Genomic DNA, 14,944 nt, shown 5'->3' with positions numbered 1-14,944 from the left:
AGTGGCCGAACAAATAATTGAAAAAATTGGTCGTTATCTTAGCCAAGAACAAATAATGGCGCAACTTAAGTTAGCTCCGATTAAAGAAATTTCATTTTTAGCGCAAGGAGAATATAATCGGAACTTTTTAATTACCGATACTACTAGTAATAAAATTGTTTTTCGCATGAATTATGGCTCACAAATTAATGTTAAGCAACAAGCACGCTATGAGTACCATGCATTACAAATCCTTTATAAGAGTCAACATACACCGGAGCCACTTTATTTAGATGATACCAAACGCTTTTTTCAACACGATATTTTAATTGAAACTTTTTTACCTGGAGAACCATTGGTCTATCATCGTGATCTACACCGAGCAGCAGAAATCTTTGCTGCGATTCATAATTTACAATTGAAGCCAGCGGCCTACGCACAGTTGAAAAGCGAAACTAAGATTTGTTCGGCTAGATTAAACGAAGCAAATCAGCTATTGAAAGCGGTTAGAGATTCATCTAAAATAAATAGTGAGCAATCTGATTTATTATTTGCTTTAAAAGATTGGTGTACGCAGCATAATGCAGATGAACACTTCTTAGAGCAACCGATGTGTCTGGTTAATACGGAGGTTAATTCAAATAATTTTCTAATTACGGCAGATTATGGATGGCTGATCGATTGGGAGAAACCCGTTATTAGTAACGCCGTTCAGGATTTGACTCAGTTTATGGCGGAAACAACAACTTTATGGCGTACGTCAGAAAGGCTAACGACGGAACAAACTAGACTATTTCTGACCACCTACGCTAAGTTAACTGGCCAAAGGGAGCAGTTGCTAGAAACTAATATTAATTTATATATGCCGTTCTTATTATTACGTGCATTATCGTGGTGTGGCATGTTGGTGGCTACTTATGCTGACAAACCAATTCAAAATATTGAAATTTTAAAGCGATGTCAATCTTTTTTGCAGTTAGATTTTGCGATGCCACTATTAAAAAAATATGGGGTGAACTTGTGAACAAGAGCGCATATATCATCTTTTCCAAGGTTCCTGAACCAGGTTACGTGAAAACCAGATTGGAGCCTGATTTGACGGCAATTGAGGCGGCAAGGATTCAATCGATTATGCTGGCTCGTTTAGTTAGTCTTAGTCAAAAATTGGCTAAAACGATGACTATCTTTTTGGCTTATCAAGGCCATGATTTGACTCAAACACAGTCATTTTTAGCCAGTTTACCGGATTGGATTCAGGTCTTTCCGCAAGATGAAGGTACCTTAGGCTTGAAAATGAGTCATGCTATTCAAAGGGTTCAAGATCAGGGTTATCAAAAGGTTATTTTAACTGGTAGTGATATTCCACAATTAACTGTTGCAATGATTGAATCTGCTGCACAAGCCTTAGGTCAAAACGATGTCGTTTTAGGGCCAACATTTGACGGAGGATATTATCTATTTGGTACTAGTGGTTGTGATGCTGCCCCCTTTTTAAATACAGATATTTCTTGGAGTACGGCTAGTGTTTTGGAAGCAACAGTGCAATTACTACAGGAAAGTAACCAGCAATTTCAGTTAATGCCAACGCTGCTTGATGTTGATTTTAAGGCAGACGTGGATCAAGTTGCCGAATTTATTAAAGGATAATTATGAAATTAATTTATGACTGTGATAATACAATTGGATTAGCGGGGAAAGATATTGACGATGGGCTAACCTTACTTTATTTAGGCCAACAAACTAACGTTGATTTACTTGGTGTTACGCTTACCTTTGGCAATGGTACGGTAAAACAGGCCACGGAACAAACGGATGAATTAGGTTCATTATTTGGTCTAGGCCTCAATAGCTACGCTGGAAAAGAAATTCATTCTTCAAATGAAATAATTTCGGCGGCGGGGAAGTTTTTGGTTGATTCAGTTAGAAAGTACCCCCACCAAATCACTATTTTGGCAACGGGAAGTTTAGCCAACTTGGCCGAAGCAGCGCAATATGAATCGGATTTTTTTAAACTGGTTGCCCGGATCATTGTGATGGGCGGACGATTTAAGCAACTAACTGTTAAAAATACTTTAGTTAATGAATTAAATTTTTCGGTAGCACCTGAAGCGGCCCACTGTGTGCTGACTGGTGGAGCACCACTCTTAATTGCTAGTGGCCAGTACCTTTCTGGGGCACTGTTTAAGCGGACTGAGCTGAACTTGCAGCAATTAAATAAAGAACGTTACCTTTGGCTGAAAAAAGTTATCCTAGATTGGATGAAAGTAAATACGGCCATGTGGCAAATTGATGGTTTTATTAATTGGGATGGCATGACGGCATTAGCCTTAATTCATCCTGAATATTTCTCATTTAAAACGGTTACTTTGACGATGAGTGCCCAAGAGTTAAAATCAGGTCTGATTAAACAAACGGATGTTTCTAGTGATAATAGCGTACAAATATTGACCGCAATTAACGATTTGTCTACTTTAAATCAGCAATTCTTAGCAACATTAAACAAATATTTGGTATAAGAGAGGAGTATTTAATAATCATGGACGAAAAAACGCAAGCTGAGCAACTCATTGTATGTGGCGGTTGTAACGCCAAAATAGGGCCTGGAAATTTAGCAGAAATTCTAAAAAAACTACCAACTAGTAAACACGATAAAAATTTATTAGTTGGCTATGAATCAACTGATGATGCGGCGGTTTATCAGATTGATAGGAATACTGCTTTAATTCAAACACTAGATTTTTTTCCTTCAATGGTAAACGATCCTTACTTGTTTGGTAAAATAGCGGCGGCCAATGCGCTGAGTGATGTTTTTGCCATGGGTGGCGATGTTCTTACCGCACTAAATATTGTTTGTTTTCCAGAAAATATGGATGTAAAAATCTTAGAACGGATACTTAAAGGAGGTGCCGAAAAGGTTTCTGAGGCCGGTGGAATACTAGCTGGTGGGCATTCCATTCATGATCGATTACCAAAGTACGGTTTATCAGTTATGGGTCGAGTTGCACCAGATAAAATCTTAAAAAATAATATGGTGGCCGATGGCGATGTCCTAATTTTAACCAAACCACTGGGTGTAGGTATTGTGACCACTTCTTATGGTGCAGGTGAGGCCTCAGAGGCGGCTTTCAACCAAGCAGTTACTTCAATGACAACCTTAAATAAGTACGCTGCCGATATTATTCGCCAGTACTCAGTTTCTAGTTGCACCGATGTTACTGGTTTTGGTCTTGCTGGTCACTTAAGCGAAATGTTACACGGTGAATTTAAAGCGCAATTGACGGCGGAGAACATTCCAATGATTCCTGAGGCTTATAATTATGCGGAAGAGTTTCTTATAACTGCTGGTGGCCAGCGAAACCGGAATTATTTAAAGGGAAAAATCGAATTTAACCTTGATGACTACGCACTAGAAGAAATAGTTTTTGATCCACAGACTTCAGGTGGTTTACTGGTTAGTGTACCAGCGTCCGTAGCACCAAAATTATTACAGGAATTGAATACATTAGAATTACAGTCAGCAATTATTGGTCACGTTACAAAAAAAGCTTCAACAGATGACGTCGAAATTGTCGTTAATTAAATTTTAAGGAGATAAATAATTATGGAAAAAATAAATGCACTTGGTCAGGCTTGCCCAATTCCAATTATTCGGACAAAAAAGGCATTACGTAACAATGATTCAGTTCAGATTGTTGTTGATAGTGATATTTCAACACAAAATTTAGAAAAAATGGCTAAACAATTAGGTTATTCCTATAATATGCAACAACTCTCTAAGGAAAGATTCCAAGTTGATATTAAGAAACAGGGTTCGACTGGTGAAAATAAGGAAACTGCTCAAGCAGCGCCAGTTGCTGTAGCAGAGGATTCCGATGAAGCAATGCCTCACGTTGAACAGGCAGAGTTGGCACAGGTTCGGTTGTCACAAGGGTACATCGTGGTTGTAAACACGGATATCATGGGCCGCGGAGATGATTTAGGTCGGACATTATTAAAAGGATTCATCAATTCAATGACTGAACAGGATGTTCTGCCAGAATACATGATCTTTTATAACGCCGGGGTCAAGTTATTAGCCAAGGATTCCGATTCGGTTGAGGACTTAAAAGTTCTGGCCGATAATGGTGTTAAAGTACTAGGTTGTGGCGCCTGCGTTAATTTCTATCATTTAGAAGATAAGCTTGGCGTTGGCGACATTACAAATATGTTTAGAATTGTTGAATTAATGCGCGGTTCACAGCGAATCGTTCGACCTTAAAGGAAAGCGATTAAAATGGATAAAGAATTTGGTTTAGTGGTCTTTGACGCAACTCATGACGCCATAAAAAGCGAAGTCTTAACTAAAGAAAATAACTTTAAAACGCGGGCACTAACAACTCCAGGGCAAATTGTAGCCGGTTGCGGGATTAGTTTGCATTATGAACTACCAGAAACACAAGCAATCAAGCAATTACTTGCTGATAAAGATATTCGTTACAAAGCTTTTTATAAAGGCTATCGCCGGGGAGTTAAGAGCTCATACGAGAAGTTATTCGATTACGCGGGAAAGTAGGCTGAACATTGAAACACATTGTAATTGCAACGGCCGGACATGTTGATCACGGGAAAACGACTTTAATTCGGGCATTGACCGGAATTGAAACTGATACCACCACTGAAGAGAAAAAACGTGGTTTAACCATTAATTTAGGATTTGCGTTTTTCGATCTCCCCAGTAAACAACGTGTTGGAATTGTTGATGTTCCCGGACATGAGAAATTTTTAAAAAATATGATCGCCGGTCTGGCCGGTATTGATATGGTATTACTCGTTGTTGATGCCGGTGAAGGTGTTATGCCGCAGACAATTGAACATGCTGAAATTTTAATGTTGCTTGGTATTAAAAACTTTATTATTGTGCTGACTAAGGCGGACACCGTCGATAGTGAGATGCAGGAATTGGCCATTGATGATGTTCGGACAACGTTTGCGGGTACTATTTTGGAAAAAGCACCCGTTGTTATTACCGATGCCGTTTCTGGAACTGGTTTACATGAGCTCACGCTAAAAATTGATGAAATGGCCAAGAACATTACACCACCTAAAAGCGATGGAAACCCACGTTTAAACGTAGATCGTGTATTTACCTTAAAGGGTTTTGGAACCATTGTAACCGGAACTTTATTGGGTGGCCAAGTAGCAATCAATGACGAGTTAATTGCTTACCCCAGTGAGGAGCGTGTTCGAATTCGCAATATTCAAGTGCATGATCAGGATGAGAAAGTAGCATTACCCGGTCAACGAACTGCCTTGAATTTGAACGTTAAAGCCGATCAGTTATCCCGGGGGGACGTTCTAACTTTATTAGATAATGTGGAACCGACGTGGATGCTTGATGTGCAATTACAAACACTGGATGTTTCTGATGCCGCACTGGAACTTCAAGATCGGGTTAGGGTTTATGCTGGGGCCAAAGAAGTACTTGGCCGGATTTACCCCTTAGGAACGGAAGAAGTGCAAGTAAACGGTAAAACTTTTGTTCAAATTCGTTTAGAAGAACAGATTGCTTTAAAAAATGGCGATCGCTTTGTTGTCAGAACGTATTCGCCAATGAAAACAATTGGTGGCGGTGTAGTGTTGGATGCTAATCCCCGCCGACATCATCGCTATGATAAGGAAATATTACAAACTTTATCCATTCGGGCTACTGGCGATAAGGCGGCCATTTTAAAAGATTATTTATTAACTAGTGAAAAAATGTTTAATAGTTTGGCCGATATTGCGAATGTTTTGGATTTAAAACATAGTGAGGCCCAAAAATTATTAGAGGTATTAAGTAAAAATGGCAAGATAAACAAACTAGGTAATGAATATACGACTAGTGAAAAGCTTCAAAAATTACAGGACTGGTTGGTTAGTGAGTTGCAGAACTTTCACCAACAATTTCCGTTAAAGGTGGGGCTAGGTTTAGCCGAAGTTCGTTCCAAGATAAATGAACAAACTAATAGTGAGTACAGTAGTGATGTCATTGACTATTTATGTACCGAAAAGGTGATTAAGCAGCAAGCAGGTTTTGTTTCTTTATATGCCTTTAAGCCGATTTTTAATCCGGAACAACTAAAGCTAAAGGCGCAACTTGAAAAAGAATTAACGGCCACTGGGTTTACGCCACCAAGTTCACAAGAGTTAACTAATGGTCAGCGGCAGGCAATGCAGGTTCTGGATGCGCTAGTGGGAACAACAGTTGTGCGACTTAATGATGATGTCGTTATCTCAAGTACCTATTATCAAAAAGCCGTTAAATTGGTGACTGATTTTATTCAGAAGAACAGCCAACTTAGTTTAGCCGATTTTCGCGATATCACTGGTTCGAGTAGGCGTTACGCTATGTTAATTTTGGAAAAAATGGACAAAGATGGGATTACTAAGCGCGTTGAAAACAAACGTGAGTTAAGGTGAGGTGGCAGTATGATTTATCTTGATAATGCAGCAACAACTTTAGTTAAACCTAAGTCCGTTGGTAAGGCCGTTTTTGACGTCATTGATCGTCAAATTTACGGTAATCCATCTAGAGGGGCTCATCAGTCCGCTATCAATGCTTATGAAGTTGTTTTCAAAGCGCGGCAGAAAATTCAGCAATTATTTAATGTACCAAGTGAGTCGTTAGTTTCGTTTACAACCAATGCAACTGAAGCACTAAATATTGCGATCAAAGGCTTACTTAAGCCAGGCGATCACGTTATTGCAACAGCCTTTGATCACAATTCGGTATTACGGCCAATTTATCAATTAGAAGCGGCCGGTGTTGCGCATAGTTTTGTTGGCCTTGACGCCAAAACGGGAGAACTGCAGTTAAATCAACTAGCTAGCTTATTACAGACTAATACTAAAATGATCATTTGTACGCATGCTTCCAATGTAATTGGGGATCTAGTGGATATTAAACGAATCAGCGAGTTTTGTCAGCGCCACCACCTATTATTTGTTTTAGATGCTTCACAAACCGCTGGTGTAGTACCAATCGATATGCAGGCCAGTCACATTGATGTACTATGTTTTACTGGACACAAGTCGCTATATGGACCACAGGGGACCGGTGGGATTTGTTTTTTGAAGCCATTACAAATAACACCGTTATTGTCAGGCGGCAGTGGAATTGATTCTTTTAATCATTCACAACCACCATTCATGCCAGAAAGGCTAGAGGCAGGAACTTTGAATGTGCCGGGGATTGCTGGTTTGTCCGCTGGTGTTGATTATTGCTTAAAACAAGGTGTCAGTGAGCTAGGTTCAAAGGCTTTAAAACTAGCGGACCAATTTATTTTGGCGATGGCCGGCCTTGATAAGGTTGAAATATATAGTCATTTAATGCAGCCGCATACTGCTACGGTAGGAATTAATATTACTGGACTTGATTCATCCGAAGTAAGCGACCTATTAAGCGAACAAGGAATTGCAACGCGACCTGGTGCTCACTGTGCGCCATTAATCCACGAGGCTTTGGGAACCAAACAAAGGGGAATTATACGTTTTTCATTTTCTAGTTTCAATACGGCTGAAGAAACAAAACAAGTTATTGCGGCCGTTACAGAAATTACAAAATCGATGGAGGAGTAAATTAAATGAATGAGGACTTATTTCAAAGTTTACCTTCTGTGAATGAGCTGCTATCTAATTCAGCAATTGCCGAATTGCAACAACAATTTGGTAGTGGTTTAGTTAAACAGCAAATTCAACAAGTACTGAATAATAAGCGGCAGCAAATTATTCAGGGAGAAAAACCTACGTTGGCCACTACTGATTTGGTTGTTGCCGTTAAGCAGCAAATCCATAATAAAACGGTCATGTCATTACGTCCGGTAATTAATGCAACTGGGGTTGTTTTACACACTAATTTAGGCCGTTCACTATTGAGTCCTGAAATTAAACAAGCCGTTAACGAAGTAGGCTTTCAGTACTCCAATCTGGAGTATAATCTTAATGAAAAGGCTCGGGGACAACGGTATAGTCATGTTGAGGCACTTATTCGCGATTTAACGGGAGCAGAGGATGCCCTAGTAGTGAATAATAATGCTGCCGCCGTGATGTTGGTTTTGGATACACTAGTAAACCAAAAAGAAGTAATCGTTTCTCGAGGTGAACTGGTTGAAATTGGAGGCTCCTTCCGCATACCTGAAATTATTACAAGTGGTGGCGGGATACTCCACGAAATAGGCACCACAAACAAGACCCATTTAGTCGATTATCAGCGAGCGTTAAGCGATGAAACAGGTGCAATTTTAAAAGTTCACACTAGTAATTATCGAATAGTTGGCTTTACTGAAAGTGTAGCTTCACAGGATTTATCTAAGCTTGCTCATGAGGCGCAAGTACCGTTAATTTACGATCTTGGTAGTGGGTTGCTGGTTGATTTGAGTAAATTTGGTTTACCTGCAGAACCTTTAATTAAGGAAGAACTCAAATGGTATGATCTAGTTACTTTTTCTGGTGATAAGCTATTAGGTGGCCCACAGGCGGGCATTATTGCTGGCAAACGTGACTATATTGAACGGCTAAAGCATAATCAATTGTTGCGTGCATTACGAGTTGATAAACTTACGTTGGCTGCATTGGAGGCCACACTACATTTGTATGAAAATCCGGAAAAAGTTATTCAAAAAATACCAACGCTACGGATGATTACGTTACCTTTGGCCGAATTGCAGCAGCACGCCCAAAGATTGAGTAGTGCCTTAAAGCAAATTAAATCGCTTAAGGTAACGACTTTAGCTGGCACTTCACAGGTAGGCGGCGGCTCGTATCCGGGCTACCTGTTACCGACCGAATTGGTTGCCGTTACACCCACCACAATTTCGGCAACTAAGTTAGAAAGTAAACTACGTATTAGTGATTCCCCAATTATTGTGCGGCTTGAAAAGGGACAAATACAATTTGATGTTAGAACTTTGCAAATAGGTGATGATGAAAAAATCGTTAGACGAATTAGTCAGTTGATGAGATCATGAGTAAATTAACTAAACGTTTATTAATCGTTCTTTTAGTAATTATGCAACTTATTTTCTTATGGGTGCCAGTTGAGTTGCGGACACTATACAATACGCGGCTAGGGTTTATGCGTCAAATCTTATTTATGAATGAGACCTATCCCGTTCATTTAGTAGAGTGGTTGTTTTGGCTGTTAGTGCTTCTAACACTGTATTATTTGATCACTTTAAGTTTAAAACGGCATAAAAAATGGCAGATTATTAGTTGGTTGTCCGTCGGCTGGTTATTATTGGTTTTACTGGTGATCATCATTGCCGCCTTATTAACAGCTGCAGGGGCACCGCTTCATTTTTATAATTTGGCCTGTTGGTGTGTCGTTTTGATAATGCAGTTATTAATGATTAAAGTGGCTTTATAAAATATTTAAAAAGGAGTTTTTAGGATGGCTTTTTTTACACGTGTAGAAAGTATTTCAACGGATACCTTACAGCAACTTTTAGTTAAAAAGCCACAAATTGTGGATGTTCGGCGTCCAGATGAATACGAGGCAGGACATATTCCGGGAGCGCTTAATTTTCCGTATGAACAAATTACGGAATACCACCCGACGACTAAGGTGTATCTAATCTGCCATTCTGGAGTACGCAGTAAGCGAGCGGCTAAAAAGCTTAAGGGCCGCGGCTACGATGTAGTCAACGTTTTAGGCGGTATGGTTGCTTGGAATGGAGAAATAAAAAAGGGTAACGACTAATCCATTATTATATGAAAGTGAAGGCGTAAAATGGCTAATAAGAAAGATTTCGTAAAGGAAATAACGGCACGTGATGATGATTTTGCAAAGTGGTATACCGACACTGTTTTAAAGGCTGGCATGGCTGATTATTCACCAGTTCGTGGCGCAATGATTATTTTGCCTTATGGTTATCAAATTTGGGAGAACATCAAGCAAGAATTTGATGGTATGTTGAAAAAGACCGGGCATGAAGATATGACAATGCCGCTATTAATTCCAGAAAGTTTATTGGCTAAGGAAAGTGAATTAATCAAAGGCTTTGCACCTGAAGTTGCGTGGGTAACTCAGGGTGGTACGGAAAAGCTCCAGGAACGTTTGGCCATTCGACCGACTTCCGAGGTTCTTTTTAGCGATTATTACGCCCGTGCGGTACATTCTTATCGTGATTTACCACTTAAATATAATCAGTGGGTCAGTGTTATGCGCTGGGAAAAGACAACTCGGCCATTTTTACGAACGTCAGAGTTCTACTGGCAAGAAGGCCATACTGTTCACGCAACAGCACAAGAATCCCATGATGAGACGCTTTCAGTACTAGATATGTATGAAAAAGTGATTAATCAATTCTTAGCAATTCCGACACTCAAGGGCCAAAAAACCGAAAGTGAAAAATTTGCTGGGGCTTACCAAACCTTTACCCTTGAATCAATGATGGCCGATGGTCGTGCTTTACAATCGGCAACTTCGCATGATTTTAATGATAAATTTGCTAAGGCCTTTAACATTAAATACTTAGATAATAAGGGTAAACAGCAGTATGCTTACCAGACTTCATGGGGGCTATCGACACGAATCATTGGTGGTTTAATTATGGTTCATGGTGATGATCGTGGTTTAAAACTACCACCACGTGTGGCGCCAACACAAGTTGTTATTATTCCAATCGCACCAAATGAGGAAGTTCTCCAAGCGGCAACTGAAATTATGACTGATTTACAGGCGGATGTTCGGGTCTCAATGGACCAAAGTGATAAAAAACCTGGTTGGAAATTTAATGAGTACGAAATGCGCGGTGTGCCTGTTCGATTAGAAATAGGGCCACGTGATTTAAAGCAGCAACAAGTTGTACTTGTTCGCCGCGATACTGGTGAAAAGATTGTGACACCAATTGCTGACGTGCATGCAAAAGTAAATGAATTGTTAGAAGAGATCCAAGCAAATCTTTATCAAATGGCCAAGGATCATTTAGATGCTAATATATTCACTGCAACTGATATGACTGAATTTAAAAAGCAGTTAGGGAATCATCGTGGCTTTGTTAAGGCAATGTGGTGTGGTGATCCTAAGTGTGAAGCTGCTATTCATTCAGAAACTAAAGCAACAGCACGCTGCCTTCCTTTTAAACAGGAACAATTATCTGATAAATGTGTTTATTGTGGTAAACCGGCCAAAAAATTAGTGATTTGGGCGCAGGCTTATTAAAAACTGTTTTTTATAAGTATCATTCACCAAATTAAACCAACTGTGTTAAGTGAAGAAACCCACCTTTTTAAGTATATTCGGACCAAATTAGTCAGGAAAATGCTAATAAGGGTATTTTCCAAACATGACCTAGATGTTCTTGAAATGCGTTTTAATCACAGTCAAGTTTACACAAGGTTTATTTGGTGCTGGGAAAATTAAAAATGTAAATCAAATTTTACGTATTTAGTGTTGTAGACCAGTATGTATCTTACCCTAGAATCGATTCTTACAAGTTACTTATAAATAAAAACCATAGGAGGAAGTTAACGTGGGAAAGAAAATAGTTATTGTCGGCGGTGTTGCCGGCGGTGCATCAGTTGCAGCGCGAGTACGTCGTTTGGATGAAACGGCCGAAATTACAATGTTCGAAAAGGGGCCTAACGTCTCATTTTCAAATTGTGCTTTACCTTATTATCTTAGTGGAACCGTTAAAAACGCGGCCGATATTGTTTTAATGACGCCAGAAAAATTTCAACAGCGCTATAATATTAATGCACGAACGGAAACTGAAGTTGTCGACGTTGATCCTGAAATGCAGATTGTAACGTATATCAATCAACGTACGGGTAAGCAGGCGCAACAAAGCTATGATGAACTTTTTCTTGCTCCAGGTGCAACACCTATTTTACCCCAAACAATTAAAGGTATTACAAACGCAAATGTTTTTACGGTTCGTAATGTTCCGGATATTGAAAAATTGCAGAATTATTTGGTTGATAATAGTATTCAAAAGGTAACGGTAATTGGTGGCGGCTTTATTGGTTTGGAAATCGCTGAAAATTTAATTAAGGCTGGTCGTAAGGTAGCTTTAATTGAGGCGACGTCCCACGTTATGCAGCCGCTGGACGAAGATATGGCACAGATTCTGCATAAAGAATTAGTCGATAATGGGGTCAATTTAATTGTGTCCGATGCCGTTACCGAAATTAGTAAAGATGAAGTCACTTTAAAATCAGGTAAAAAGCTTGCGACCGAAGCAGTTGTTGCGGCAATTGGCGTACAACCAGAAGTTACTTTGGCCAAGAAAATTGGTGTACATTTAGGTGAAACTGGCGCCATTGCGGTTAATCATCATTACCAGACTAATTTACCCCACGTTTATGCCGTTGGTGATGCCATTGAAGTAACCAATATGTTGACGCGTAAAAAGCAACGTCTTGATTTAGCTTTTCCTGCACAAATGGAGGCTCGACATGTCGCTGACCATATTTATGGTCGAACCACACAACAGCGCGGTGTTTTAGGATCACAAGTGATTCGATTGTTTAATTTAAATGCCGCTTCAACTGGATTAACTGAGAAACAATGTGACGAGCAAGGCATTGAATATAGTGCGGTTACTGTTATTCCAAAAGATAAAGTTGCTTTAATGCCAAATGTCCATTCGTTATTTCTGAAGTTAGTTTTCGGATATCCAACTGGGGAAATACTTGGTGCCCAGGCAATTGGGATGAGTGAAGTCGATAAGCAAATTAACGTTATTGCAACCGCAATAACGTTACACGCTCACGTTGAAGATCTACAGGATTTAGAGCTTTGTTACCAACCACTTTTTAGCACAACCAAAAATGCGGTTAATTTTGCTGGTTTGGTAGCAACTAATATTCTAAATGGCGAATACAAACAGGTACCAGTCAGCGCCGTAAGACAACTAGTTAAGGATAAAGCATTTATTATTGATGCTCGTGAGCGTGATGAGTATGCTCAAGGGCACGTTAAGGGTGCTGTCAATATTCCATTAAGTGAATTTAGAGATCGTTTGAGTGAAGTTCCTAAGGATCAACCAGTATACGTGCATTGTTTAACTAGTCTTCGTAGTTACAATATGGTTAGAGCATTAGTTAACTTAGGGTATACAAATGTGCATAATATTGTTGGCTCATTCCTTGGAATATCGGAATATAACTATTATCATGATTTAGTCGATGACCGTGAGTCAATTGTTGATCATTATAAATTTGATTTAGACTAATAGCTTTTTGTGCGATTGGTTTATTTGAAAGAAATAAAATATAAATAGTGGCGCTTTAATTACCGCGAAAATAGCTTTAAAATAATTGTGGCTGACAGTTGTTTTAAAGCTATTTGTTCAATTTGCTTGTCATTCACAAGAAATTGTAATTAAATTTGTTTGAAAAATAAAATAGATGGGCAAAATAATTGAATTGTGCTAGGTTAAGACCATAAGCGCCACATTTCTAAATGATAGGAATGATAATGATGAAAAGTCTTGTACAACTTGTTGAATATCAATATACTACTTTTTCACGACAAGAACGAAAAGTTGCTTTGAAAGTGATTCAAGAGCCCAGAAACGTACAAAAAATGAGTATTACTCGATTAGCCCAGGCCACTGGGGTTAGTAACGCCACGATTACTAGATTTGTAAAGAAAATGAATTGCACTAATTTTTATGATTTTAAGTTGCAGTTGGCACAAGCGGATAGTGTGAATGTTGATTTACCAACGAAGGGGACAATTCCTGATGATGTTTATAATTTTTACCAGAAGGTGCTGAAGGCAACACAACAATTATTGGATCCGGCAATTCTAAAGCAAATCGTCTCGCTTATTGCACAAAGCGATCGTTTATACTTATTCGGTTTAGGAAGTTCAGGTTATACGGCCAACGAAATGACCCAACGTCTAATTCGAATGGGAATTACAGCGTTTGGGATGACGGATAGTCACATGATGTATATCACTAGTGGTATTATGAAAAAAGGCGATTTGGTATTAGTTTTGTCTAACTCAGGAAACACTCGTGAGGTAAACGAGGCAGCAAAAGTGGCCCAAAAAAATAACGCTAAACTCGTTGCTTTGACTGGATTTAGTAAAAGCCCACTAGCTGAATTATGTGATTTATCGATAATAGTTAAAAACAGTAATTTTGTTGATAACAGTCGGTTTGTTAATTCACAGTTTGCTATGACTTATGCACTTGATATTATTACGACAATGTTATTGGAAAACGATAATTATCGGGTGAAAATGGATCAGACGATTGAAATGATTATGAATAATAAACTTAAATAACTAGCTAACAAAGAGTAATTCCGTTGTCTGTATTTGTAAACGGAGGCCAGAGAGATGCGGAGTTTTAGTTATACTGGTTTAGTGCATTTTTTAACGACCAACCAGCAAAAAAGCCCAATTAAGGTTAGTGTGTTTGAATCACCAAATCAAATGCATACAATTTATATCAAATCAGTGTCTGAATTGGCAAAATTTAATCATAGTGCCGTTTATAATTTTGATGATGGTGTGAATAATTGTATCACGCACTATAACGATAAAAAGAACACGTAAATGATTAAATTTTACGTGTTTTTTTATCTAAATTAGTATTAATTGAGCTTTTAGCCGTAAATCAGCTATACTGAAAATTAGATTAAAAGACTTGATTGGAGGATGATTATGCTCCCACTAAAAGTTACGGAACAACCAGGTGGCCAACTTTTTATTGTTGAGGCGATAAGTGGGCGTTATCGACCGGGAATTGCCCATTCGGTACCACGTGCCCTACAAGATTTTGTTATTGAAAATAAGTTAAAGCAAGACTCCGTAAAAATTGTGAAATGGCTTAAGAAATAAAGAATGGGCTAATAAAAATAGTTGAAACTAAATTAATATTCATGATATTTTAGCATTTAAAAATGGATTTTCTGGGAGTGTACAATATTTTGTGTAAATAGTAATTGAAAAGGGAAGACCTTCCCCGTATGATTAAATCGCCAAACATAA

The 14,944-nt window shown here is 38.8% G+C and carries 16 protein-coding genes; all 16 read left to right on the top strand.

Features of this window, described 5'->3' with window-relative positions; genetic code table 11:
• The first annotated feature begins 1 nt into the window (after position 1).
• The 16 genes from EKM98_RS09385 to EKM98_RS12090 all read left to right on the top strand — a co-directional run bounded on the left by EKM98_RS09385 (position 2) and on the right by EKM98_RS12090 (position 14,794).
• On the top strand, positions 2-1,003 hold the full coding sequence (locus tag EKM98_RS09385; protein WP_125982259.1) for a phosphotransferase family protein: 1,002 nt from the start codon (positions 2-4) through the stop codon (positions 1,001-1,003).
• Complete coding sequence (locus EKM98_RS09380) at positions 1,000-1,626, top strand: TIGR04282 family arsenosugar biosynthesis glycosyltransferase (protein ID WP_164512693.1); 627 nt, start codon at positions 1,000-1,002, stop codon at positions 1,624-1,626. The genes EKM98_RS09385 and EKM98_RS09380 overlap by 4 nt, the downstream gene beginning before the upstream one ends.
• Positions 1,627-1,628: 2 nt before the next feature.
• Positions 1,629-2,495: a nucleoside hydrolase gene (locus tag EKM98_RS09375; RefSeq protein WP_125982256.1), complete on the top strand. Its 867-nt coding sequence runs from the start codon at positions 1,629-1,631 to the stop codon at positions 2,493-2,495.
• A 20-nt stretch (positions 2,496-2,515) separates the two neighbouring features.
• Complete coding sequence (gene selD, locus EKM98_RS09370) at positions 2,516-3,559, top strand: selenide, water dikinase SelD (protein ID WP_125982254.1); 1,044 nt, start codon at positions 2,516-2,518, stop codon at positions 3,557-3,559.
• A 21-nt stretch (positions 3,560-3,580) separates the two neighbouring features.
• Complete coding sequence (gene yedF / locus EKM98_RS09365; RefSeq protein ID WP_125982252.1) at positions 3,581-4,237, top strand: sulfurtransferase-like selenium metabolism protein YedF; 657 nt, start codon at positions 3,581-3,583, stop codon at positions 4,235-4,237.
• A 15-nt stretch (positions 4,238-4,252) separates the two neighbouring features.
• Positions 4,253-4,531, top strand: a complete 279-nt coding sequence (locus tag EKM98_RS09360) for a DUF3343 domain-containing protein (RefSeq protein WP_068279174.1) — start codon at positions 4,253-4,255, stop codon at positions 4,529-4,531.
• Between the two features lie 8 nt (positions 4,532-4,539).
• Positions 4,540-6,417, top strand: coding sequence for a selenocysteine-specific translation elongation factor (gene selB / locus EKM98_RS09355; RefSeq protein WP_125982250.1), 1,878 nt, complete (start codon positions 4,540-4,542; stop codon positions 6,415-6,417).
• A gap of 9 nt (positions 6,418-6,426) precedes the next feature.
• Positions 6,427-7,575, top strand: coding sequence for an aminotransferase class V-fold PLP-dependent enzyme (locus tag EKM98_RS09350; RefSeq protein WP_125982249.1), 1,149 nt, complete (start codon positions 6,427-6,429; stop codon positions 7,573-7,575).
• 5 nt (positions 7,576-7,580) lie between these two features.
• Positions 7,581-8,963, top strand: coding sequence for an L-seryl-tRNA(Sec) selenium transferase (gene selA / locus EKM98_RS09345; RefSeq protein ID WP_125982247.1), 1,383 nt, complete (start codon positions 7,581-7,583; stop codon positions 8,961-8,963).
• Positions 8,960-9,361, top strand: coding sequence for a hypothetical protein (locus EKM98_RS09340; RefSeq protein ID WP_068279162.1), 402 nt, complete (start codon positions 8,960-8,962; stop codon positions 9,359-9,361). The genes selA and EKM98_RS09340 overlap by 4 nt, the downstream gene beginning before the upstream one ends.
• Positions 9,362-9,385: 24 nt before the next feature.
• Complete coding sequence (locus EKM98_RS09335) at positions 9,386-9,694, top strand: rhodanese-like domain-containing protein (protein ID WP_068279159.1); 309 nt, start codon at positions 9,386-9,388, stop codon at positions 9,692-9,694.
• Positions 9,695-9,724: 30 nt separating this feature from the next.
• Complete coding sequence (gene proS / locus EKM98_RS09330; protein WP_125982245.1) at positions 9,725-11,158, top strand: proline--tRNA ligase; 1,434 nt, start codon at positions 9,725-9,727, stop codon at positions 11,156-11,158.
• 310 nt (positions 11,159-11,468) lie between these two features.
• Positions 11,469-13,172: an FAD-dependent oxidoreductase gene (locus EKM98_RS09325; RefSeq protein ID WP_125982243.1), complete on the top strand. Its 1,704-nt coding sequence runs from the start codon at positions 11,469-11,471 to the stop codon at positions 13,170-13,172.
• 245 nt (positions 13,173-13,417) lie between these two features.
• Complete coding sequence (locus EKM98_RS09320; protein ID WP_068279150.1) at positions 13,418-14,236, top strand: MurR/RpiR family transcriptional regulator; 819 nt, start codon at positions 13,418-13,420, stop codon at positions 14,234-14,236.
• Positions 14,237-14,290: 54 nt separating this feature from the next.
• A complete protein-coding gene (locus EKM98_RS09315; RefSeq protein WP_125982241.1) occupies positions 14,291-14,509 on the top strand; it encodes a hypothetical protein in 219 nt (72 codons plus the stop codon).
• A gap of 108 nt (positions 14,510-14,617) precedes the next feature.
• A complete protein-coding gene (locus tag EKM98_RS12090) occupies positions 14,618-14,794 on the top strand; it encodes a hypothetical protein (protein WP_164512692.1) in 177 nt (58 codons plus the stop codon).
• Positions 14,795-14,944: the final 150 nt, after the last annotated feature.

Origin of the sequence: Loigolactobacillus iwatensis (genome assembly GCF_003950295.1) — a bacterium.
In the GTDB taxonomy this organism is placed as follows: domain Bacteria; phylum Bacillota; class Bacilli; order Lactobacillales; family Lactobacillaceae; genus Loigolactobacillus; species Loigolactobacillus iwatensis.
This window is presented reverse-complemented; position numbering and strand designations above follow the sequence as displayed.